Source organism: Pseudomonas sp. GW-45, assembly GCF_056896675.1.
The window spans coordinates 529,290-550,388 of record NZ_CM167674.1; the positions used below are offsets into that span (position 1 = coordinate 529,290).

The 21,099-nt window shown below is 53.8% G+C and carries 19 protein-coding genes; 14 read left to right on the plus strand and 5 right to left on the minus strand.

Annotation, left to right across the window (positions count from 1 at the left end):
* Positions 1-21: 21 nt before the first annotated feature.
* From AC1XYH_RS02390 to argJ, 3 genes are all read left to right on the plus strand, one after another.
* Positions 22-954 carry a M23 family metallopeptidase gene (locus AC1XYH_RS02390; RefSeq protein ID WP_483325070.1) on the plus strand — a complete coding sequence of 311 codons (933 nt, stop codon included), beginning with the start codon at positions 22-24 and terminating at the stop codon, positions 952-954.
* 161 nt (positions 955-1,115) lie between these two features.
* Positions 1,116-3,857 carry a preprotein translocase subunit SecA gene (gene secA / locus AC1XYH_RS02395; RefSeq protein ID WP_483325071.1) on the plus strand — a complete coding sequence of 914 codons (2,742 nt, stop codon included), beginning with the start codon at positions 1,116-1,118 and terminating at the stop codon, positions 3,855-3,857.
* A gap of 119 nt (positions 3,858-3,976) precedes the next feature.
* Positions 3,977-5,194 carry a bifunctional glutamate N-acetyltransferase/amino-acid acetyltransferase ArgJ gene (gene argJ / locus AC1XYH_RS02400; protein ID WP_483325072.1) on the plus strand — a complete coding sequence of 406 codons (1,218 nt, stop codon included), beginning with the start codon at positions 3,977-3,979 and terminating at the stop codon, positions 5,192-5,194.
* A gap of 280 nt (positions 5,195-5,474) precedes the next feature.
* Here argJ and AC1XYH_RS02405 read toward each other — a convergent pair whose 3' ends face one another.
* Positions 5,475-5,999: a GspH/FimT family pseudopilin gene (locus AC1XYH_RS02405; protein WP_483325073.1), complete on the minus strand. Its 525-nt coding sequence runs from the start codon at positions 5,997-5,999 to the stop codon at positions 5,475-5,477.
* A gap of 177 nt (positions 6,000-6,176) precedes the next feature.
* Between AC1XYH_RS02405 and AC1XYH_RS02410 the strand changes: the two genes are divergently transcribed.
* From AC1XYH_RS02410 to AC1XYH_RS02435, 6 genes are read left to right on the plus strand one after another with little or no spacing between them, the layout of a single operon-like run.
* Positions 6,177-6,605, plus strand: coding sequence for a GspH/FimT family pseudopilin (locus AC1XYH_RS02410; protein ID WP_483326285.1), 429 nt, complete (start codon positions 6,177-6,179; stop codon positions 6,603-6,605).
* Positions 6,605-7,024: a type IV pilus modification protein PilV gene (gene pilV, locus AC1XYH_RS02415; RefSeq protein WP_483325074.1), complete on the plus strand. Its 420-nt coding sequence runs from the start codon at positions 6,605-6,607 to the stop codon at positions 7,022-7,024. The genes AC1XYH_RS02410 and pilV overlap by 1 nt, the downstream gene beginning before the upstream one ends.
* Complete coding sequence (locus tag AC1XYH_RS02420; RefSeq protein ID WP_483325075.1) at positions 7,021-8,055, plus strand: PilW family protein; 1,035 nt, start codon at positions 7,021-7,023, stop codon at positions 8,053-8,055. The genes pilV and AC1XYH_RS02420 overlap by 4 nt, the downstream gene beginning before the upstream one ends.
* A 14-nt stretch (positions 8,056-8,069) precedes the next feature.
* Complete coding sequence (locus AC1XYH_RS02425; protein WP_483325076.1) at positions 8,070-8,609, plus strand: pilus assembly PilX family protein; 540 nt, start codon at positions 8,070-8,072, stop codon at positions 8,607-8,609.
* A 10-nt stretch (positions 8,610-8,619) separates the two neighbouring features.
* Positions 8,620-12,240 carry a pilus assembly protein gene (locus AC1XYH_RS02430; RefSeq protein WP_483325077.1) on the plus strand — a complete coding sequence of 1,207 codons (3,621 nt, stop codon included), beginning with the start codon at positions 8,620-8,622 and terminating at the stop codon, positions 12,238-12,240.
* On the plus strand, positions 12,237-12,674 hold the full coding sequence (locus AC1XYH_RS02435) for a type IV pilin protein (RefSeq protein WP_483325078.1): 438 nt from the start codon (positions 12,237-12,239) through the stop codon (positions 12,672-12,674). Before AC1XYH_RS02430 ends, AC1XYH_RS02435 begins: the two co-directional genes overlap by 4 nt.
* 2 nt (positions 12,675-12,676) lie before the next feature.
* On the opposite strand, the gene trmA is transcribed toward AC1XYH_RS02435, so the two are convergent.
* Together trmA and AC1XYH_RS02445 are read right to left on the minus strand one after the other, a co-directional pair.
* The gene (gene trmA, locus AC1XYH_RS02440; protein WP_483325079.1) at positions 12,677-13,762 is read right to left on the minus strand and encodes a tRNA (uridine(54)-C5)-methyltransferase TrmA; all 1,086 of its coding nucleotides are present in this window, start codon (positions 13,760-13,762) and stop codon (positions 12,677-12,679) included.
* Positions 13,762-15,054: an NCS2 family permease gene (locus AC1XYH_RS02445; protein WP_483325080.1), complete on the minus strand. Its 1,293-nt coding sequence runs from the start codon at positions 15,052-15,054 to the stop codon at positions 13,762-13,764. The genes trmA and AC1XYH_RS02445 overlap by 1 nt, the downstream gene beginning before the upstream one ends.
* A gap of 122 nt (positions 15,055-15,176) precedes the next feature.
* On the opposite strand from AC1XYH_RS02445, the gene bamJ reads away from it, so the two are divergent.
* Entirely contained in the window at positions 15,177-15,794 is a 618-nt protein-coding gene (bamJ, locus tag AC1XYH_RS02450) for a BamJ family beta-barrel-assembly machinery protein (protein ID WP_483325081.1), read from the plus strand.
* A gap of 373 nt (positions 15,795-16,167) precedes the next feature.
* On the opposite strand, the gene ispB is transcribed toward bamJ, so the two are convergent.
* Positions 16,168-17,136, minus strand: coding sequence for an octaprenyl diphosphate synthase (gene ispB / locus AC1XYH_RS02455; RefSeq protein ID WP_483325082.1), 969 nt, complete (start codon positions 17,134-17,136; stop codon positions 16,168-16,170).
* Positions 17,137-17,393: 257 nt separating this feature from the next.
* Between ispB and rplU the strand changes: the two genes are divergently transcribed.
* From rplU to proB, 4 genes are all read left to right on the plus strand, one after another.
* On the plus strand, positions 17,394-17,705 hold the full coding sequence (rplU, locus tag AC1XYH_RS02460) for a 50S ribosomal protein L21 (protein ID WP_483326286.1): 312 nt from the start codon (positions 17,394-17,396) through the stop codon (positions 17,703-17,705).
* Between the two features lie 23 nt (positions 17,706-17,728).
* Complete coding sequence (gene rpmA / locus AC1XYH_RS02465; RefSeq protein ID WP_092285498.1) at positions 17,729-17,986, plus strand: 50S ribosomal protein L27; 258 nt, start codon at positions 17,729-17,731, stop codon at positions 17,984-17,986.
* Positions 17,987-18,084: 98 nt separating this feature from the next.
* Positions 18,085-19,302: an Obg family GTPase CgtA gene (gene cgtA / locus AC1XYH_RS02470; protein ID WP_483325083.1), complete on the plus strand. Its 1,218-nt coding sequence runs from the start codon at positions 18,085-18,087 to the stop codon at positions 19,300-19,302.
* Positions 19,303-19,390: 88 nt separating this feature from the next.
* Positions 19,391-20,509, plus strand: coding sequence for a glutamate 5-kinase (gene proB / locus AC1XYH_RS02475; protein WP_483325084.1), 1,119 nt, complete (start codon positions 19,391-19,393; stop codon positions 20,507-20,509).
* A gap of 289 nt (positions 20,510-20,798) precedes the next feature.
* Here the strand turns inward: proB and rpsT are convergent, their stop codons facing one another.
* Positions 20,799-21,071, minus strand: coding sequence for a 30S ribosomal protein S20 (gene rpsT / locus AC1XYH_RS02480; protein ID WP_483325085.1), 273 nt, complete (start codon positions 21,069-21,071; stop codon positions 20,799-20,801).
* Positions 21,072-21,099: the final 28 nt, after the last annotated feature.

Below are 21,099 nucleotides of genomic sequence, written 5' to 3' on the forward strand. Positions count from 1 at the left end.
ATGATTGTTTGAGGTCGTTATTTGAACATTATTATTCTCACTGGACGCCATGGCGCGTCCCGAACGCTGACCTTAAGTGCCCCGTGGGTCGCTGCCGGTATAGCCGTGCTCACCGCCCTGCCGGTCGCTGCTGCGCTTTTGACTTGGCAGCTGCTCAGCGGAGGCACGAATATTACCGAGCTGGCCGAAGCGAAAGCGCCGCAGTGGCAGCAGGTCCTACACGACTATGATATCAACGATGTTGCTGAGGATGACGGTGCCCAAGCGCAAATTGAGCGTATGAGCCAGCAGCTTGCTCGCTTACAGATGCGTTTGACGCGTTTGGATGCTCTGGGGGAGCGCCTTACGGAGTTGGCCGACTTCTCTGACGGTGAGTTCAACTTTGGTGACGATATTGATCCAGGTATGGGCGGGCCAGAACTGCGCGCGGATGATCTGAGTTACCACTCACCTGATCTGCAAAACGTGATTGAGCAGTTGTCTGAGCGCATCGATGACCGTACGCAACAACTCCAGTTGCTTGAAGAGTTGATGGTCAGCCGGCAGTCCGATGTGGATTCTGCGCTCGACTTCAAACCCGTGCGCTTGGGGCATCTTTCTTCCGGCTTTGGTCGTCGTACCGATCCGATCACTGGTCGCATTTCTATGCATACGGGTCTGGATTTCGCAGCACCTCGCGGTACGCCAATCTACGCCGTAGGCAGTGGCGTGGTGGTATTTGCTGGGCGTAACGGTGCCTACGGCAATATGGTGGAAATTGATCACGGCGGTGGGTTTAAGACCCGCTATGCGCACACTTCCGCAATGAATGTCAGCAAAGGTGATCTGGTTCAGAAGGGCCAGGAAATAGCCGCGGTTGGCAGTACTGGCCGTTCTACCGGCTCGCATTTGCATCTGGAAGTCTACCGCAATGGCATGGCTGTCAATCCTGCCCGCTTCGTAGCATTGAAATAACCCGCATTGATCCCCATTACTGAAGCTCGGATGCTGCTAACACGGCGTCTGGGCGTGCGGTTTATTGTCGGGCACTAATCAGAGTAGAATGCCTTTTTCAGGGCGACCTCCCGCTGCAACTCTCGGGCACGCCGATCACCAAATGGATATCGAAGTCGACTATGTTTGCGCCTTTAATGAGAAAGCTGTTGGGAAGCAAGAACGATCGTGAGTTGAAGCGGATGAGCAAGGTCGTCAGTGCGATCAGCGCTCTGGAAGAAAGCTTCAACGCACTTAGCGACGAACAGCTTAAGGCGAAGACGGAGGAACTCAGGCAGCGCGTAGCAGGTGGCGAATCCCTTGATGCCATCCTGCCTGAAGCTTTTGCATTGGTGCGCGAGGCCAGTAAGCGAGTCATGGGCATGCGTCACTTCGATGTGCAGATGATGGGTGGTATGACGCTGCACGAAGGCAAAATTGCCGAGATGAAAACCGGTGAAGGTAAAACGCTGGTTGCGACCCTGCCGGTCTACCTTAACGCGCTGTCTGGCAAGGGCGTGCACGTGGTCACCGTGAACGATTACCTGGCCGCACGTGACGCCAACACCATGCGCCCGCTGTATGAATTCCTCGGAATGACGGTTGGTGTAGTAGTGCCATTTCAGGATCCGCAGGATAAGCGCCAGTCTTATCGGTGTGATATCACCTATGGCACCAACAACGAGCTTGGCTTCGACTACCTGCGCGACAACATGGCCTTCCGCATGGAAGACAAGTTTCAGCGTGAACCGAATTTTGCGGTAGTCGATGAGGTTGACTCCATTTTGATCGATGAGGCGCGTACGCCGCTGATCATCTCTGGTCCTGCTGAAGACAGTTCTCGCCTCTATACGGCGATTAATACTTTGATTCCGCTTCTCAAACGTGGTTATCCCGCAGAAGAAGCGGAAGAAGAGGTTGATGGTCATTACAGCATCGACGAAAAGACCCGCCAGGTTGAACTAAACGAAGCTGGCCATCAGTTTGTTGAAGAGCTGCTGGTAAAGGAAGGCTTGCTGGAAGAGGGCGACAGCCTTTACGCCGCGCAGAACCTTAATCTGTTACACCACGTGCATTCGGGGCTGCGTGCGCACACGCTGTTTCATCGTAACGTGGAATACATAGTGCAGAATAATCAGGTTCTGCTGGTTGATGAGCATACTGGTCGAACCATGCCTGGTCGCCGCCTTTCAGAAGGCTTGCATCAAGCCATCGAAGCGAAGGAAGACCTGAAGATCCAGGCAGAAAGTCAGACACTGGCTTCAACCACCTTCCAGAATTATTTCCGTCTTTATCCAAAGCTGTCCGGTATGACAGGTACCGCTGATACTGAAGCGTTCGAGTTCCGGCAGATTTACGGCCTGGATGTGTTGGTTATCCCTACCAACAAGCCGATGGTCCGTAAGGATCACAACGATCTGGTCTATCTCAGCATTGATGAAAAATTCGCGGCAATCGTTGCAGATATAAAACAGTGCATGGAAAGTGGTCGCCCTGCGCTGGTGGGTACTGCTTCCATCGAATCGTCAGAAATGGTCGCTCAGCTGCTGGTCCGCGAAGAGATTCCGCACAAGGTGTTGAACGCTAAATACCACGAAAAAGAAGCCGAAATTATCGCGCAAGCTGGGCGCCCCGGCGCCGTTACTATCGCCACTAACATGGCTGGTCGTGGTACCGATATTATTCTTGGCGGTAGCTGGGAGGCCGAGGTTGCTAGCCTAGAGGCTCCAACCGATCAACAAGTGGCCCAGATCAAGGATGAATGGCAGCAGCGCCACCAGCAAGTGCTGGAAGCGGGCGGTCTGCATATCATTGCCTGTGAGCGTCACGAATCGCGCCGTATCGACAATCAGCTTCGCGGTCGTGCTGGTCGCCAAGGCGATCCGGGCTCCAGCCGCTTTTACCTGTCGCTCGAAGACAGTCTGATGCGCATCTTCGCATCGGATCGGGTAAAAAACTTCATGAAAGCCTTGGGTATGGAGAAAGGTGAGGCGATCGAACATCGCATGGTCACCAATGCCATCGAGAAGGCGCAGCGCAAGGTTGAAGGCCGTAACTTCGATATTCGTAAACAGTTGCTGGAATATGATGACGTTGCTAACGAGCAGCGCAAAGTCATCTACGGGCAGCGTAATTCTATTCTTGCTAGCGAGACGGTTTCAGACACCATTCAGGCGATTCGCGAAGACGTCGTTTCCGACCTGGTAGGGCAACATATGCCTGCTGGCAGCCTGCCTGAGCAGTGGGATATTTCTGGCCTGGAGCAACAGTTAGCTACCGAACTGGGCCTTCACTTGCCCGTACAGCAGTGGCTGGACGAGAACGAAACGTTGGCCGAACAAGGCGTCAACCAGCGCGTGCTTGAAGCTCTGGTACTGGCATACGAAGAGAAAGAATTGCTGGCCGGCGCTGAAGCCATGCGCTCGTTTGAAAAGCAGATGCTGTTGCGTGTGCTGGACGACCTGTGGAAAGAGCATTTGGCCACAATGGATCACCTGCGTCAGGGTATTCACCTGCGTGGTTATGCACAAAAGAACCCCAAGCAGGAATACAAGCGTGAGGCTTTTAACCTGTTTGAAGAAATGCTCGGCACCCTCAAGCGTGACACTGTGCGGGTGTTGAGCCACGTGCAGATTAAACGTGACGATCCTGCAGAGGAAGAAGCACGTCTGCGCCAGCAAGCAGAAGAAATGCAACGCCGCATGCAATTCAAGCACGAAGAGATCAATAGTGTCTCCGACCTTGACCACGCTGCAGACGAAGGCGATCAGCCAGCCCAGGCAGGCGCACCTGTCACGCGTGAAGGACCGAAGGTCGGGCGCAACGATGTTTGTCCATGTGGGTCCGGTAAGAAGTACAAGCACTGCCATGGGCAGATAAGTTGACGTGCGCTTGATGCGTTAAATTTGTAGTTTGAAGTGCCTAATGTGGGGGTTGACGATTTTTTCGCAACCCCCACAATTGCTTCCAGTTCCTATAATCTATTTTCTTCGGAGTGTCCGCCATGCCCGTCGGTCTCGGTCCCTTGCCTGTTCTGCATCCGGTTCCCGGTTTTCGTCTTGGTATCGCCTCTGCTGGCATCAAGCGAGCAGGGCGTAAAGACGTAGTGATCATGGAAGCTGCAGAGGGCGCGAGCATTGCCGGCGTCTTTACCACCAACGCCTTTTGCGCCGCGCCAGTGACGCTCACGCGTAAACACCTGAGCAGCGCGCCACGTTACTTGTTGGTGAATACCGGCAACGCCAATGCGGGTACCGGCAAGCCCGGGATGCAGGCAGCGCTAAGTACGTGTGAGGCGCTCGCCGATCTATGTGGCGTGAATTCACAGCAGGTACTGCCCTTCAGTACCGGAGTGATTGGTGAATTGCTCCCAGCGGCCAAGGTGATCGAGGCAATGCCTGCCGCTCTGGCCGATCTTGCTGAAGATAATTGGGCTGTTGCTGCCGAAGGCATCATGACCACCGACACGCAGCCCAAAGGTAGTAGCCGGCAGATCATGCTGGCTGGGCAGACGATTACCATTACCGGTATCTCAAAGGGTGCCGGCATGATCCGCCCAAATATGGCGACAATGTTGGGTTATGTGGCGACCGACGCCAAAGTTGCACAGCCGCTGTTGCAACAGATAGTCAAAGCGGCAGCCGATCTGTCGTTCAATCGCATCACCATTGATGGCGATACCAGCACCAACGACTCATGCATGCTAATCGCAACCGGGCAGGCTGAGATGCCAGAAATTAGCTCAGCAGAAAGCGGCGAATATCAACACCTCGCAGAAGCGATCAATGCCGTCATGCTAGAGCTGGCTCAGGCAATCGTCCGGGACGGCGAGGGCGCCACCAAGTTTGTTACTATTCAGGTTAACGGCGGTGGCAACCGGGATGAATGTCTTGATGTGGGTTACGCCGTAGCGCACTCACCGCTAATTAAAACCGCACTTTTCGCCTCTGACCCAAACTGGGGCCGGATCTTGGCGGCAGTGGGTTATGCCGGTGTGCCGAGCCTGGATGTTGAGCAGATTGACGTTTATCTAGACGACGTCTGCATTGCTCGCAATGGCAGCCGTGCTGAAGAGTATAGGGAAGAGCAGGGCGCCGGGGTGATGGCTAAGGCGGAAATCACCATTCGTATCGAGCTTGGTCGTGGCGACTACAGTGAAACCCTTTGGACCACCGATCTGTCGCACGAGTATGTACGCATTAATGCGGAATACCGGACTTAAGAAAACCAAAGGCCGAGCTGCGCTCGGCCAGCGGCAACTTCATTGACGCTAGTAGCTCCTCGCCAAGACTCGCTCAAGTACTCCAAGGCAGTATTCTGGGAGGTTTGTTAGCGCTAGCTCGTACTCCCGCTACCGAGCTCTCTGTCTCCACTCCCTCGTAGGGTTAGGGCGTAAAACGGCCCAGGCACAGTAGTCAGCTGGTCGATATGTTCGTGGTTAACCAATCGCGGGGCGACTTTTTAACCTAGCTACGCCAGCACAAGTGTTTTGCAAAAAATCCTTATCGGTCATTCGGGCAGTACTTTTCAGCGATCTGCCCCCTGTCCATTCTCAAGCGACCCACACGGTTGATGATCAGCATTCTACCGTCGCGCCCTTTTCCCACCGGACACAAGCGCAACGTACCTGCTAAGAATCCACCATGCAGCAGTTCCGACTCTCCCATACCGTTGTATCGTAAATAACTCGAGAGTGCGCCGCTGCCACTTATGTTGCTGACTCGCGCAGCGATGTGCTCGCCCAATAACTCGTCTGCGCCGTCAAATCTCGCATTACGATTATGGTCGAGAAAAACTCGCCACCCCTCATTCCAATCGCCACCTTTTGGCGCCATAGTCACCGACTGATTGCGGCGCACGGCTTCTTCGCGTGTCTGTTGAATGCTGCGCGCCAGTTGCTCTTTGCCTACGTCTAGTCGGTGGTTGTCCACCAAATTCACAAAGGAGGGCAGGCCTATGTTTAGCATAATTGTCAGTAACAACAATGTGATCAACATTTCGACGAGTGTGAAACCTTTAATGTGCATTGCTCGTTCCTGGAGCCATGCTGGCACGCATCCCCAGCAGACGAAACCTATCGTCTGCTCTATGCGACCAGTTATCGGTAATGAGAAGACATCATGTAAACCTATTCTTATAGTTCTCGCACTACAAAGGGGATTTTTTTGATGCGAAGTGAGAAAGGGTTCACCTTGATCGAGCTAATGGTGACTGTGGTGGTGCTTGCGATTTTACTATCGATCGCTGTACCCAGCTTCACCGAAATGGTGAGAGGCAATAGTGCGGAGTCTCAGCGTGACGCAATTGTGTCCGCACTTTCACTCGCGAGGCTGGAGGCCGTAAAACGCGGTGAAACGGTAACTTTCGAGCCAATCTCAGCAGGTAGCTGGACCGGCGGCTTTCAGGTTGCTGTTGGCACAGAGGTCATCAAAACGTTCCCGGCGTTAGAGCGCGCGACGCTAACCAGTAGCGCAGGAAGTCTTCAATTCGACTCTCGCGGTTACCTAGCTAACCCGAGCGCTAGCGGGGCAAGTGTATTAGCTTACCGTGTAGCTACGGATTTGTGCCGGTACGAACGGGATATTTCGGTGAATATCGCGGGTCGGGTCACTATGTCCAGGAGATCCTGCTAATGCCGAATACCGTTTCAAAGGGGTTTAGTTTGCTGGAGGTCTTGGTGACAATAGTGATTCTGTCAGTCGGATTGCTCGGCATGGCAGGCCTCCAGCTCAACGCCATGAAATTCAACCAGACGGCGTCGGTTCGCACCCATGCAGCAGTCCTCGCATATGACATAGCCGATAGGATGCGCGCGAACCGGGCGGTAGCACGCGCAGGCGGTTACGCGACTACAGTCGATAGCAGCTCAAGCGGTACCGGTATTGTGGGTGCTGACCTGGGTAATTGGAAAGCCGAACTGGCTTCATCGCTGCCCAGCGGGAAAGGTGCAATTCAGACGGCTGGCAATATTACTACCATTACCGTGCAATGGGATGAAAGTCGTATTAGTGGTGACCAGGTGCAGGAATTTAAATTCGAGACCCAACTATGATTTTTGCTAATTGTATGACTCCAGCTTGCCGGCAGCGTGGCATTAGCCTGATTGAATTGATGGTTGCCATGGTCATCGGGCTTATTCTCAGTGCAGCAATTATCCAGATTTTTATCACCAGCAAAAACGTTTATCGCATGCAGGAAGTGATGTCTCGCAACCAGGAAAATGCGCGTTTCGCTTTCGATTATATAAGCCGAGACCTTCGGATGGCTGGCTACATGGGGTGTGGGAATCTGGATCGGGTGGCCGTCAACGTGCTCGCTGAGCCGGCAGAAGAATTTATGAACTTCGATTCCTCGAATTTCATGGCCGCCTACAATAATGTGACAGCTTCCAATAGTTGGAAAGCGAAAGCGGGCACAGATGTTGTGGAGGTCAGGCGTGCCTCTGGGCAGGGCGCTAGGCTGACAGGTGTGCTCACATCTAACAATGCCAATATAAAGCTGGTCGACAATCGCCCCGGATTTGAGAAGAACGATACCCTTATAATTTCTGATTGTGTGAATGCTGATATTTTCAATGTTGTTAATAACGTACAGCAAAACGAAGATAAAAAGGTCACTATCGTTCATTCTTCTGGAAGTAACAGTAACAATAAATTAAGTAAGTTGTATGGCGCTGATGCAGAGGTAATGGCGTTCGAAAGTGTTACTTATTATGTGGCCCCCAGCGGGAGAAATACCGTGGCGGGGCGCTCGGTGGATGCGCTCTGGATGCGCGTAAAAAACAGCTCGGACGCGGCGGTAGATGTTGAGCTAGTTGATGGTGTCGAAAATCTGCAGCTGGAATTCGGCGTCGATACCACTGGTAATCGGGCCGCCAATGTTTACCGCACAGCAGATGCGATTACTGATTGGTCACGTGTAGCGAGTGTTCGTATCGCGATCTTGGTAGCGGGCTCTGAAGATAATACTGCTACAGGCAATTTTGCTCAAAGCATTGAATTTAACGATAGCGTCATGGACGCAGATGGCGCTCTCCGCGATGCCTATGAGGGTGTTGTTGCCATTCGTAACCGGATCCCATAAGGACGAACAGAACGATGAAAAAGTATTTCGAGCACCATACCCGCACTTCCCAGCAGGGAGCGGTGCTTATGGTGAGTCTTATATTTTTGTTGCTCTTAACGATGATTGGCCTTGCTGCCGTGCAAAGCTCTACATTGCAAGAGCGCATGGCCGGTAACTCTCGAGACTTGAATACTGCCTTTCAGGCGGCAGAAGCGGCTACCCGCGAAGGAGAGCGGCTATTGGAGACAACAAGCGTATCTCTTTCTTTCAATGGCTCGGGCGGGCTGTTCACGGTCTGCGACAGCGCCACGGACACCAGCACTAGATGTGTTGTGCCTGAGTGGAAGGATAAAAGCTCCGCTGGATGGCGGACGACCTCTGGGCTAGATGATGTGTCGCGTCAGCCACAATATTATGTGCAGAAATATCCTTCGGTGTTTGATCCTCAAGGGGATTTGGCGGCGGATACCGCCCCGAAAGTTGTAGATATCTACAAGGTTGTCGCTAGGGGCTTCGGTGTTAGCGACAACTCCATGGTGGCGGTTGAGACCACCTATCGTCTGGATAATTGAGGAAGTCGGAATGAATCTTACCTATGGTGTTCCGCGTGCGGGTCGTCTCGCTGCCTTGAGCGTTGGCTTAATGATTGCGTTTTCAGCTACTGTGCAGGCGGATGTGCCGCTAGCCACTGTGCCGCTGTTTCTTACCACACCGGTGAAGCCCAATATCCTACTGGCGCTGGATGATTCCGGGAGTATGGACTCTGAAGTACTGATACCCACTAACGACGGGGCGGGCTGGTGGAATACCGCGTCTGACAGCTTCACTGGCTGGAGCACTAACGCCGAAGTTACCAGTGATGTTACCGCAGGCGCTGATGTTTTGAACTTCAACGCTGCCGGTGGTGCTAACGGCACTTGGAAGAAATATATATATCTTTTCCCCAATGGTGAAAGTGGTTCTTACAATGGTCGCCGGCGCTATGGTGACGGTAGCAATGACCATTACGCTATTCCGCCAATTCCGCGCTTTGCCTGGGCGCGCTCTCCCAACTTCAATGCGGCTTATTTTGATCCGGCCGTAACTTACGATCCTTGGCCCTCTACAGCAAGTGATACTTACGGTGATTCGACTGCTACAGCAGCGCGTTTCGAGCCGAAGACCAACGCTGCGGGTACGATGAATCTCACCGTTGCACAGGAAAGCAACATTTCAAACTGGACGTTTCGTCTCTACGATGGAATGGTGTTGGATAAAGACGTGCGTATTTACGCCAAGAACAAATGGCAAAAATTGGCTAATCAGGTAACCGTGCCCGACAGCGCAATCGGTGTGTCAAATGCCACTAGCTACGGCATTTCCTATTTCCCCGCGACCTTTTACACAAAAACACCTATTGCTGCATCGTTCGGCTACAAAAATTCAGCTCCGCCTTTGGTAGCAGGTTACAGTCCAGGCGCGTCTAAACCGGACCTTTATCTATACGAAATTAAGAGTGCAAACTTTTCTAGCACGGCAGCATACGATGCGATGATCCAGAACTTCGCCAACTGGTTTACCTATTATCGTAAACGGCATATGGCTACAAGGGGCGGCATTGCTTCCTCTTTCGTCGATATTAATGCCGCACGTGTGGGTATGTTTACCATTAATAAGCGCAGCGGGAATGTAGATATGCGCAATCTCTCCTCAAGTTCAGATAAGTCGCTGCTGCTGGAGAGCGTTTACGATTACGTTATTAATAATGGATTAGGTGGCACGCCAAACCGAGAAGCAATAAACGAGGCGGGTAGCAAGTTTAAAAATCAAAGTGACATTATCGAGTTTGCATGTCAGTCCAATGCCACTGTGTTGTTTACAGACGGATACTCTAATGCCTCGAGCGTTGACAACTCCAATTATGATGGGTTGAAGGGAGCACCTTACGCAGATACCGTGAGCGGCACGTTGGCAGATATTGCAATGAAGTATTTCGAGAGCACTTCTGTACCGCTACGTTCCGGAACCGGATTCCCCGCTGGCAGGGTTCCGGTTCCGTCGGAGTGCAGTCTCTCCTCCAGAGATCCATCGTTGGACTGCAACAGTAACCTTCACATGAACACCTACGCTGTAACGCTGGGTACCAAGGGGCTACTGTTTGATCCTAACAATCTTACTGATCCCTATGCTAATCCTCCGTCGTGGTGGACCAGTTTTTCTGACCGCAACCCTAAATCCGTGGATGATTTGTGGCATGGCACTATCAATGGTCGAGGCGCGCTACTGAATGCCAACACACCCGCCGAAGTGTCTAAAGAGATGAAAAGCATCTTGGGTACTGTACTGGCGCGCGTTGGCTCTGCGTCAAGTGTAGCGGCGAGCTCGACTCAGCTGGATACCGGAACTCTAATTTACCAAGCGCAGTTCGATAGCGGTGACTGGTCTGGCGAGCTAAGCGCTTTCTCGCTGAAAACTGATGGCACTGTTAATAAAGAAATTTGGAGTACAGACAACACAATCACTACGGATATAGGACGAAGCGTATTTTCGTGGAACGGCAGTTCAGGGATACCGTTTACCGTTCAATATTATTCATCCCTAAGTCCAACTCAGCGCAATGGGTTGGGAACGCAGGCTGAAGGCGAAGCCATTATTGACTGGGTGCGCGGTTCCGACGATAACGAGCGGTCAAAAGGTGGGACTTTACGTAACCGTAGCGTGCTGCTTGGTGACATAGTAAATTCTGACCCGGTATTTTCCGGTGCGGATAACTTTGGTTACAGTTTGCTGCCTGGCGATGAAGGGCTTCGCTACAGTAGTTTTCTAAGCGGCAAGAGTTCTCGTCCGCCTACCATTTTATTCGGTGCAAACGACGGTATGCTTCACGGGGTGCATGCGGAGACAGGTCGTGAGTTTTTTGCTTATGTGCCGGGTTCGGTTGTGCCACGCCTTGATAATTTGGCGGATCCTGATTATGCGCATGAGTATTTTGTGGATGGTACGCCCAGGGCCGGCGATGCTTACATCGGGGGCGGCTGGAAATCAGTCTTGGTAGGCAGCTTGGGCGCTGGTGGCAAGAGTGTATTTGCGCTGGATATTAGCAATCCAACAAGCTTTTCTGCGAACAGCGTTTTGTGGGAGTTGACTGATAGCGTCGGTGGGCATGGTATTGGCTCAGGTATTAACTATCCGACTTTTGTCCGGCTCCAAAATGGAGACTGGGCAGCTGTGTTTGGGAACGGCTACAACAGTGGCGACTCGGTTAAGCTGCTCATCGTCAATCTCGCGGATGGTTCTCTGATCAAAGCGATCGATACCGGGCAAGCTGGCACGGACAACGGCCTGGGACCAGTATCGCCTGTAGATGTGGATGGTGACCGCATTGCTGACTACATATATGCAGGTGATCTCAACGGCAATCTTTGGAAGTTTGATATCAATAGCAGTAATACCAATAAGTGGGGAGTTGCGTTCTCAAACGGGAAGAATCCAGCGCCGCTAATAAGCGTGGCATCAGACGGGGTCAGTCAACCTATTACCAGTCGTCCTTTAGTGGGCCCGCACCCGGACGGCGGCTATATGGTGTACTTTGGAACGGGTAGTTACTTCCGTGACGGGGATAACGTAGTGGGTAGTTCGCCCCAGCTGCAGCGGTTCTACGGTGTGCGCGACAACGCGTCAACCGTATCGCTGAGCTCGTTGGTGCGGCAGACCATCGTTTATCAAGGTAATGTGACCGGCTTTGGTGATGCACGCGTGTACTCTGATAATCAGGTCGATTACCCTGCGAAGAGCGGCTGGTATCTTGACTTGAAATATCCTGGTTCAGGCAGCGCCAATGGCGAGCGAGTGGTTAGCGCACCCTTGCTCCGATTTGGACGGCTTATCTTTACCAGCATTATTCCTTCCTCGGACCCTTGCGATTTTGGTGGACGGAGTTGGCTGAATGAACTGGATGCAGTGAGTGGGCAGCGGTTGACCTATTCGGTTTTCGATGTCAACGGTGACGGCCTCATTGACGACAGCGACTTTATTAGTGTGGGGGACGCGACACTGCCAGTTGGGGGTAAGGGCTTTGATGAGATCATAAAAACGCCTGGGATCGTAGGCGACGGCGATCGTGAATATAAATACACGTCTGGTTCCAAGGGTACGCTGGGTATCACGCTGGAAGCCGGTGACCCTGGGCCGGTGGGGCGTCAGTCATGGAGACAGCTACAATGAGCAATGTTCGAACGCAGATGAATGCGGCGTCAGGGTTCACTCTGATCGAGCTGATGATTGTGGTGGCGATAGTCGGTATTCTCTCTGCTATTGCTTACCCTTCATACTTGGAGCATGTTCGGAAGGGCATGCGCGCCGAGGCCAAGGCCGCTTTGATGGAAGGGGCCCAGGCCCTTGAGCGTTATTATTCAGTGAATGGTACTTATGTGGCTGCGGGTGGAGCTTTGCCCGCTGTGTTCGGCACAGTGGTGCCAGATACGGGGACGAAGTACTACGATATCGCGGCCCAGGGTACGCCGACTCGAAACAGCTTTGCGCTCAGGGCCACTCGCAGCGGAAAAATGTCTGCTGATCCGTGTGGCGATTTTCAGTTGGACAACACCGGGGCGCGATCAATAGCGAATAATACCAAACCTCTGGGAGAGTGCTGGTAAGCTCAGCGCCGCTCCAATAACACCCCACTCTCCATATGATGGCTATACGGAAACTGATCGAATAGCGCGCAACGCGTTATTCGATGGCTTTTACTCAGCTCTTCCAGGTTCTGCGCCAGGGTTTCTGGGTTGCAGGAGATGTAAATTACGCGCTGGTAGCCTTTGACCAGTTCCAGCGTTGCAGCGTCCAGCCCTGCTCTCGGTGGGTCTACGAAAACGGTGCCGAAGTTGAATTCACGCAGCTCGATGTCGTGCAGGCGCCGGAATTCACGTACGCCAGTCAGTGCTTGGGTTACTTCTTCGCTAGACAGCCGTACTAGAGTGACGTTCTCAACGTCATTCATGGCTAGGTTTTCCACAGCGGACTTCACTGAGCTTTTTGCCAGTTCGGTTGCCATCACGCGCCGAAAGCGGGTGGAGAGCGGAAGGGTGAAGTTACCGTTACCGCAGTACAGCTCCAGCAGATCATCGTCATTGCTACCAGCGGCATCGAGTGCCCAGCTGAGCATATGCTGATTGACGCCGCCGTTAGGCTGAGTGAAACCGCCCTCTACCTGCTGATAACGCCAGTTCCGGCCAGCCACTTTCAGTTGTTCCACAACGAAGTCACGCTCGAGCACGCGCTTGCGCCCCCGGCTGCGGCCAATTAGCTGGATGTTGAGTGCTTCTGAAAGCTGTTTGGCGGGCTCGTCCCAGTCATCGTCCAGTGGACGGTGGTAGCAAAGGGTAACCAGTGCCTCACCTGAGAGTGTAGTCAGAAACTCTACCTGGAATAGCTTGCGACCCAAGAGTGGATTTGCCTTGCAGGCCTCGAGTAGCGGTGTCATTAACTCGTTAATGCGGCGACTGGCGATCGGCAGTTGGTCAATCAGCACCGGCTTGCGCTTATCGCCTTGCTCAAACATAGCGTAATAGGGCTGGCCTTTGTCGTACCAAAGACGGAACTCGGCGCGCAGGCGGAAATGCTCCGGTGCGGAAGCAAAAACCTGTGGTTCAGGTGCTTCAAATGGAGCGAGCAACTTGCATAAGCGCTCGCGCTTTTCCGCCAACTGGTTGGCGTAGTTTTCTGGATTGAATGCGAGGCCCATTAGTTGAATAACGCCAATTTGATGATAAAGAGCCCGGCCAATATATAGAGACTGGGGTTGAGGTCTTGCCAGCGTCCGGATAACAACTTGATTGCAGTCCAGACGATAAAGCCGGCGGCGATGCCGTTAGCAATGGAGAACGTCAGCGGCATCATGATAGCGGTAATCACTACCGGAGCCGCTTCAGTCAGATCATCCCAATCGACTTGTACTAGCCCGCCAGTCATGAGCACCGCAACAAAGAGTAGTGCGGGGGCGGTCGCGAACGCGGGCACGGCGCCGGCTAAAGGGGAGAAGAACAGGCTGAGCAGAAATAGCAGGGCCACCACGCAGGCTGTGAGGCCTGTGCGCCCGCCTGCAGCGGTGCCAGCAGCGGATTCGATATAACTGGTCGTGGTGGAGGTGCCAAGTGCGGCGCCGGCCATGGTGGCGGTGCTATCTGCCATCAGGGCGCGGCCCAGACGCGGCATCTTGCCGTTCGCGTCGACCAGGTTGGCGCGTTGGGCAACGCCAATCAGCGTCCCTGAAGTATCGAACAGGTCAACAAACAGGAACGCAAAAATGATACTCAGCATGCCGACTTCAAGCGCGCCCTTGATATCCAGTTGCATCAGTGTGGGCGTCAAGCTGGGTGGTGCGGATACCACACCGTTCGCTTGAGTTAATCCGGTCAAAAGGCTGATTGCCGTTATCAGTAAGATGCCGATCATGACCGCGCCAGTGACCTTGCGGTAAGCCAGCGCCACTATGATGGCGAAACCGGCTGCCGCGAGCAGCGCTCCGGGCTGAGTGAGGTCACCCATCGAGACCAGCGTGGCTGGGTGGTCGACGACGATGCCCGCGCTTTTTAGGGCAATCAGCGCGAGAAACAAGCCAATGCCGGCAGCAATGGCTGAGCGTAAGGCCATAGGGATGCTGTTGATGATCCATTCGCGGATTCTGAAGATGCTCAGCAGAAAAAACATCAAGCCAGACAGAAAAACGGCGCCGAGTGCGACTTGCCAGGTGTAGCCCATGGAGCCGACCACGGTGTAGGAGAAAAAGGCATTCAAACCCATGCCTGGTGCCAAGGCGATAGGGTAGTTAGCCCATAGGCCCATGATCAAAGAACCGATGGCGGCGGCGAGGCAGGTTGCTACAAAGGCGGCGCCAGGATCAATGCCCGCGTCGGCCATCATCGCTGGGTTGACGAAAATTATGTAAGCCATGGTCAGGAAGGTGGTTAACCCTGCCAGTAGCTCGGTGCGCACATTGGTGCCGTGTTCGCTAAGTTTGAAGAGTTTTTCAAGCATGGTTGGGCGCTTCCGAGGTTTGGGCAGAAAGCCGGCTATTGTAGCGGATTCGTTGCTGTGGGTGAATTTTTGCTGGTCTTGTGTCAGGCTTGACGCCCCTTTTTTTGACTGGAGGCTCGCTTATGAGCAATGCATTTGAGAACGATGAGCAACGCGTCAGCTACGGCATTGGCCGCCAGATGGGCGAGCAGTTGCTGAGCAGCAACATTCCTGACTTGACGCTGGATCTGGTTGCGGCCGGTTTGCGCGATGCTTACAGCCAGCAGCCTAGCCAGGTTGATGAGGCTGAGTTGCAAGCGGCATTCCAGCAATTGCAGGAAAAGATGCGCGCAGTTGCTCAAGAGTCTGCCAAGGCGGCGGCACAGGGTGGCGTTGACTTTTTGGCTGAAAATGCCAAGCGTGACGGCGTGGTAACTCTGGCGTCAGGTCTGCAGTACGAAGTACTGACTGCCGGTACCGGTGCTACACCAGATGCCAGCTCTACGGTTCAGACTCATTATGAAGGTCAGCTGATTTCCGGTGAGGTCTTCGATAGCTCCTACAAGCGTGGCCAGCCGACTGAGTTTCCAGTGGGTGGCGTGATTGCGGGTTGGACCGAGGCGCTGCAACTGATGCAGGAAGGGGCCAAGTGGCGCTTGTTTATCCCGTCCGAGCTGGCGTATGGCGAGCGCGGCGCAGGTAACAGTATTCCGCCGCATAGCGCGTTGATGTTTGATATTGAGCTGCTGAAGGTACTGTAACTTCGACTGTGGGCCTGCTGTGGTAGAGCGGGCTACATGGTTTGCGCGGGAAGGGGGTGTTTTATCTTTATCTCGGGTGCGATTTTCGCTACCGCTGGTCGAGATGGAACACGACCTTCCAATTAGCGGAATCTCTGAAGTTGCGTGCGCGCCGCTAGGTGTCTGCATGGGGTTAGTGGAAGGTCGAGTTCCATCTCGACCAGCGCGTTAACCGGCGATATGAGATGCCTATCCCTGGCACATACCCTCCGCTGCGCTCTTTTGATGTCGCTGGTAGAGGTGGGGGTCTACCTTACAAAAAGCTGTATCGCTGGCCTAGATAACGTTCCGCATTTCCATTCCGGGCCGGTTGGGCTTGAGCTAAAAGCTACGCTCAGAAACTGCGATCCACCGCAAAGCGGGCAAGCTGTTCCATCGAGTCGCGATACTCGGATGCCGGCAATGCTTGCAGTAAACGTACAGCTTCGTCCGCCTGCTCGCGTGCCAAGCGCGCGGTGTAATCAAGTGCGCCAGATGCCGCTACGGCCTCGCGAATGGGTTCAATCTGATCGCTACCGCCTTTCTGAATGGCGTTACGTACGAGCTGCGCTTGTTCAGGGGTGCCATGTCGCATGGTGTAAATCAGCGGTAGCGTTGGTTTGCCCTCTGCTAAATCATCCCCTACGTTCTTGCCCATCTCGGCCGCATCGCCGCTGTAGTCGAGCAGATCGTCCATAAGCTGAAAGGCGATACCCAAGGCGTTGCCGTATTGGCGAAGGGCTTCGGTTTGCTCGGGATTGGCGTTAGCCAATACGCCTGCAGTATGGCAAGCCGCTTCAAACAGCATGGCAGTCTTGCTGCGGATGACTTCCATGTAGGTAGTTTCATCGGTGTTGGCGTCACGCACTTTAGATAGTTGCAGGACTTCGCCTTCAGCTATCACGTTGGTGGCATTGGCCAGGATGCGCATGATCTGCATGTCGCCTAGCGCAACCATCATTTCAAAGGCGCGCGAATATAGAAAGTCGCCGACCAGTACGCTGGGTGCGTTACCCCACAGGGCATTGGCGGTAGAGCGTCCGCGGCGCAGGTCAGATGTGTCCACTACGTCGTCATGTAACAAGGTGGCCGTATGCAAAAACTCGATGATAGCGGCTAGGCTGTGCTGGCGCGGATCACTCATCCCGCATGCGCGCGCACTGAGCAAAACGACCAGCGGCCGCAGGCGTTTTCCGCCGGCACTGATAATATAGTGGCCGATCTTCTCTACCAGCGGAACGCGGGAATGCAGCTGCTCAAGGATAAGCTTGTTCACCGCATCAAAATCATCGGATACCGGTGCGTAGAATGGCAGGGTGGTCATCGGTTGCAGACTTCCTGAAAAGGTTCCGCGGCATGCTAGGTGGCAGGCCTATTAGTGTCAAGAAAAGCGCAGTCTATCAGGCTTGACCGAGGCTTGCGCAAAGCGGTTGGCTTGCGTACAATCCTCGCCCCTGAGATACAGCATCCCTGTTTTAACAATGGCAAGGTCGGGTCCGATAGGCGGAGCCACTTGCAGCCATGCCAGCCACTAACGATTCTAATCAAGCGCTGGGTGAGCAGGATTACGGAGAAAGCAACATGTACGCAGTTATTGTTACCGGCGGCAAGCAGTACAAAGTCGTTGAAGGTGAGTACCTGAAAGTAGAGAAGCTGGAAGTTGAAACTGGTGCCAGCATCGAGTTTGATCGAGTTCTGTTGGTTGCAGATGGCGATGACGTCAAGATTGGTGCTCCTGTTGTTGAGGGCGCTAAAGTGACTGCCGAGATCCGCGCTCATGGTCGTGGCGATAAGATCCGCATCATCAAGTTCCGTCGTCGTAAGCACCACATGAAGCGTCAGGGCCACCGTCAGTGGTACACCGAAATCAAGATTACTGGCATCTCTGCCTAAGCTGATTCAGGAGATATAGACTCATGGCACACAAAAAAGCAGGCGGTTCCACGCGCAACGGTCGCGATTCCGAATCGAAACGCCTTGGTGTAAAAATGTACGGTGGCCAAGCCATCATTCCGGGTAACATCATTGTTCGTCAGCGTGGCACTGAGTTCCACCCTGGCAAGAACGTTGGCATGGGCAAGGATCACACCTTGTTCGCCAAAGCTGAAGGCGTGGTGAAATTCGAAGTTAAAGGCAAGTTCGGTCGTCGTTACGTTAATGTCGTAACCGCCTGATAGCTCTTTACTACTGAAAAGCCCCGTCTTGCGACGGGGCTTTTTTGTTTGTAGCGTACTCTTTCCATTAGCCCGTCCCGATAGGGAAGGGGAGATAGATGAAATTCGTTGATGAAGTGTCCATCACGGTCAAGGCCGGTGATGGTGGTAATGGTTGCATGAGTTTTCGCCGTGAAAAGTTCATCCCTAAGGGTGGGCCGGACGGCGGTGACGGTGGCGACGGCGGTTCCATTTTTCTGGAGGCCGACGCTAACTGGAATACTCTGGTCGATTACCGTTATACCCGCCGCTTTAATGCGCAGCGCGGTGAAAACGGGCGCGGCAGCGACTGCACGGGTGCCAAGGGCGAAGATATGGTGCTGCTGGTGCCGGTCGGTACTACCGTGATTGATGCCGGTACCCAAGAGATCATTGGTGACCTTACCGAGGCGGGCCAGCGTTTGCTGGTAGCGCAGGGTGGTTTTCATGGTCTGGGTAATACGCGCTTCAAGTCCAGCGTTAACCGTGCCCCGCGGCAAACCTCCAACGGTTCGCTTGGCGAATTGCGCGACCTGAAGATGGAGCTGAAAGTACTGGCAGACGTAGGCCTGTTGGGTCTGCCGAATGCCGGCAAAAGCACCTTTATTCGTTCGGTATCTGCGGCCAAGCCAAAAGTGGCTGACTATCCCTTTACGACTATGGTGCCGAACTTGGGCGTAGTGGATGTGGGGCAGTTGCGCAGCTTTGTGGTCGCTGACATTCCGGGTGTTATTGAGGGTGCTGCTGAGGGTGCGGGCCTTGGCACGCGTTTCTTGAAGCACCTTTCGCGTACGCGTCTGTTGTTGCACCTGGTTGATATGGCGCCCTTGGATCAAGCCGACCCTGTTGAGTCGGTGGAAACCATCGTCCACGAGCTAGGTAAGTTCAGTCCTGCTTTGACCATGCGTGAGCGGTGGCTGGTGCTGAATAAGTGTGATCAGTTGCTGGAAGATGAGCAGCAGGCAGTGCTGGATGATGTGGTTGAGCGCCTTGAGTGGGAAGGTCCGGTGTTTGTGATCTCCGCCTCCGAGCGTCAGGGTACTGCAGAGCTGGCCAAGGCTGTGATGAATTGGCTGGATGAGCGCGTGCGTCTGATTGAAGATGATGAAGAGTATGCTGCTGAAGTGGCTGCCCTGGATCAACAGATCGAAGACGAGGCGCGATCGCACATCCAGGCGCTGGATGATCGTCGAGCGCTGCGCAAGCAGGGTATTGTCGTTGATGGTGAAGATGAAGGCGACGATGACGATGACGAAGGCGATGATGAAGATGGTCCAGAGATTTTTTACGTCCATTGATTCGCTGGATCGGCAACGTTTGAGGTCTGGCTGTCTGTAGTCAGGCCTGGTTTTAACTTGGGCAATCTGTTGATGGAATCGAATCAGCATGCGTGAAAAGGTAACCGGAGCCCGTCGCTGGGTGGTCAAGATTGGTAGCGCCTTGTTGACGGGCGATGGTCGTGGCCTTGATCGGACCGCTATGGCGGTTTGGGTCGAGCAACTCGCGGCCCTGCGTGCTAGCGGTGCTGAGCTGGTAATAGTGTCCTCTGGCGCGGTGGCGGCGGGCATGAGTCGTCTTGGTTGGACTGAGCGGCCCAAAACCACGCATGACATGCAAGCAGCTGCAGCCATCGGCCAGATGGGTTTGGTGCAAGCGTGGGAGTCTAGTTTTCAGGCGCATGGCCTGTCTACCGCCCAGGTATTGCTAACCCACGACGACCTGTCTGATCGCAAGCGTTACCTGAATGCTCGTAGCACTCTGCGCGCGCTGATTGATTTGAATGTTATTCCGGTTATCAATGAAAACGATACCGTGGTGACTGATGAGATTCGCTTTGGTGATAACGACACTTTAGGTGCCTTGGTTACCAATCTGGTCGAAGCTGATTTGTTGGTGATTTTGACCGACAAAGATGGTCTGTATACCTCCGATCCCCGCCACAATCCCCAGGCTGAGCTGATATCAGAAGCTATGGCAGACGACCCTGTGTTGGATGCTATGGCGGGCGGCAGTGCGGGAGCACTGGGACGTGGCGGTATGCAGACCAAGCTGCGTGCTGCACGTTTGGCGGCGCGCTCCGGTGCGGCGACGGTGATTGTCGGCGGGCGTATTGATCGGGTGGTGTCGCGCCTGTACCAAGGTGAGGCGCTGGGCACGCTACTGTTGCCAGAACGGGGCATGTTGGCCGCGCGCAAGCAGTGGTTGGCCGGTCATTTGCAAACCCGTGGTCGATTGTTGTTGGATGAAGGTGCAGTGAGAGCTCTAACTACGGGAAGGCGAAGTTTGCTGCCGGTTGGCGTTATTGCTGTAGAGGGCGGTTTTCGGCGCGGCGAAATGGTTGTTTGTGTGGCTCCGGATGGGCGCGAGATTGCTCGAGGTCTGGTTAATTATGGCGCTCAGGATGCAGCTCGTATCCTCGGTAAGCCGACCGAGTCGATAGCGCGGATTCTGGGTTATATCGATGATCCTGAGTTGATACACAAGGATAATCTGGTACTGGTTTGATTCGTGGGGGCAGTGGCTCTTGGCTTTCTCTGCGGCGTTACATATAGCTCGATAGCCCCGGATGGTGCGCAGGCTGGTTTGTCCTGCTGGGAAGGACGAGTTCCATCTCGTCCAGCGGTGTTGCTTTTGACGTCCATGGTCGAGATGGAACTCGACCCTCCCAGGGAAAAACCAAATCGGGTTTGTCGATGAATCTGTTAAGGCTTGGCTCTACTGCTGAGCTTGAGGCAATACGCAAGACATAAAAAAACCGGCTCAAGGCCGGTTTTTTTATTGCAAGAATCGCAGATCAGGCGGCTTCAGCCATTGCCTTGATGTGTGCGTTCAGACGGCTCTTATGGCGAGCGGCCTTATTCTTGGCGATGATGCCTTTGTCAGCCATGCGGTCAATGACCGGTACAGCTGCAGTGTAGGCAGTCTTGGCTTGTTCGAGGTCTTTGGCGTCGATAGCCTTAACCACGTTCTTGATATAAGTACGGACCATGGAGCGCATGCTTGCATTGTTATTGCGGCGCTTCTCGGCCTGCTTGGCGCGTTTCTTGGCTTGAGGTGAGTTGGCCACCGTCGTGCTCCTCAGAAAATCGGGATGA

Coding starts and splice junctions, on each gene's coding strand:
- secA (WP_483325071.1), top strand. CDS start 1,116: ATGTTTGCGCCTTTAATGAGAAAGCTGTTGGGAAGCAAGAACGATCGT.
- argJ (WP_483325072.1), top strand. CDS start 3,977: ATGCCCGTCGGTCTCGGTCCCTTGCCTGTTCTGCATCCGGTTCCCGGT.
- AC1XYH_RS02405 (WP_483325073.1), bottom strand. CDS start 5,999: ATGCACATTAAAGGTTTCACACTCGTCGAAATGTTGATCACATTGTTG.
- AC1XYH_RS02410 (WP_483326285.1), top strand. CDS start 6,177: ATGGTGACTGTGGTGGTGCTTGCGATTTTACTATCGATCGCTGTACCC.
- pilV (WP_483325074.1), top strand. CDS start 6,605: ATGCCGAATACCGTTTCAAAGGGGTTTAGTTTGCTGGAGGTCTTGGTG.
- AC1XYH_RS02420 (WP_483325075.1), top strand. CDS start 7,021: ATGATTTTTGCTAATTGTATGACTCCAGCTTGCCGGCAGCGTGGCATT.
- AC1XYH_RS02425 (WP_483325076.1), top strand. CDS start 8,070: ATGAAAAAGTATTTCGAGCACCATACCCGCACTTCCCAGCAGGGAGCG.
- AC1XYH_RS02430 (WP_483325077.1), top strand. CDS start 8,620: ATGAATCTTACCTATGGTGTTCCGCGTGCGGGTCGTCTCGCTGCCTTG.
- AC1XYH_RS02435 (WP_483325078.1), top strand. CDS start 12,237: ATGAGCAATGTTCGAACGCAGATGAATGCGGCGTCAGGGTTCACTCTG.
- trmA (WP_483325079.1), bottom strand. CDS start 13,762: ATGGGCCTCGCATTCAATCCAGAAAACTACGCCAACCAGTTGGCGGAA.
- AC1XYH_RS02445 (WP_483325080.1), bottom strand. CDS start 15,054: ATGCTTGAAAAACTCTTCAAACTTAGCGAACACGGCACCAATGTGCGC.
- bamJ (WP_483325081.1), top strand. CDS start 15,177: ATGAGCAATGCATTTGAGAACGATGAGCAACGCGTCAGCTACGGCATT.
- ispB (WP_483325082.1), bottom strand. CDS start 17,136: ATGACCACCCTGCCATTCTACGCACCGGTATCCGATGATTTTGATGCG.
- rplU (WP_483326286.1), top strand. CDS start 17,394: ATGTACGCAGTTATTGTTACCGGCGGCAAGCAGTACAAAGTCGTTGAA.
- rpmA (WP_092285498.1), top strand. CDS start 17,729: ATGGCACACAAAAAAGCAGGCGGTTCCACGCGCAACGGTCGCGATTCC.
- cgtA (WP_483325083.1), top strand. CDS start 18,085: ATGAAATTCGTTGATGAAGTGTCCATCACGGTCAAGGCCGGTGATGGT.
- proB (WP_483325084.1), top strand. CDS start 19,391: ATGCGTGAAAAGGTAACCGGAGCCCGTCGCTGGGTGGTCAAGATTGGT.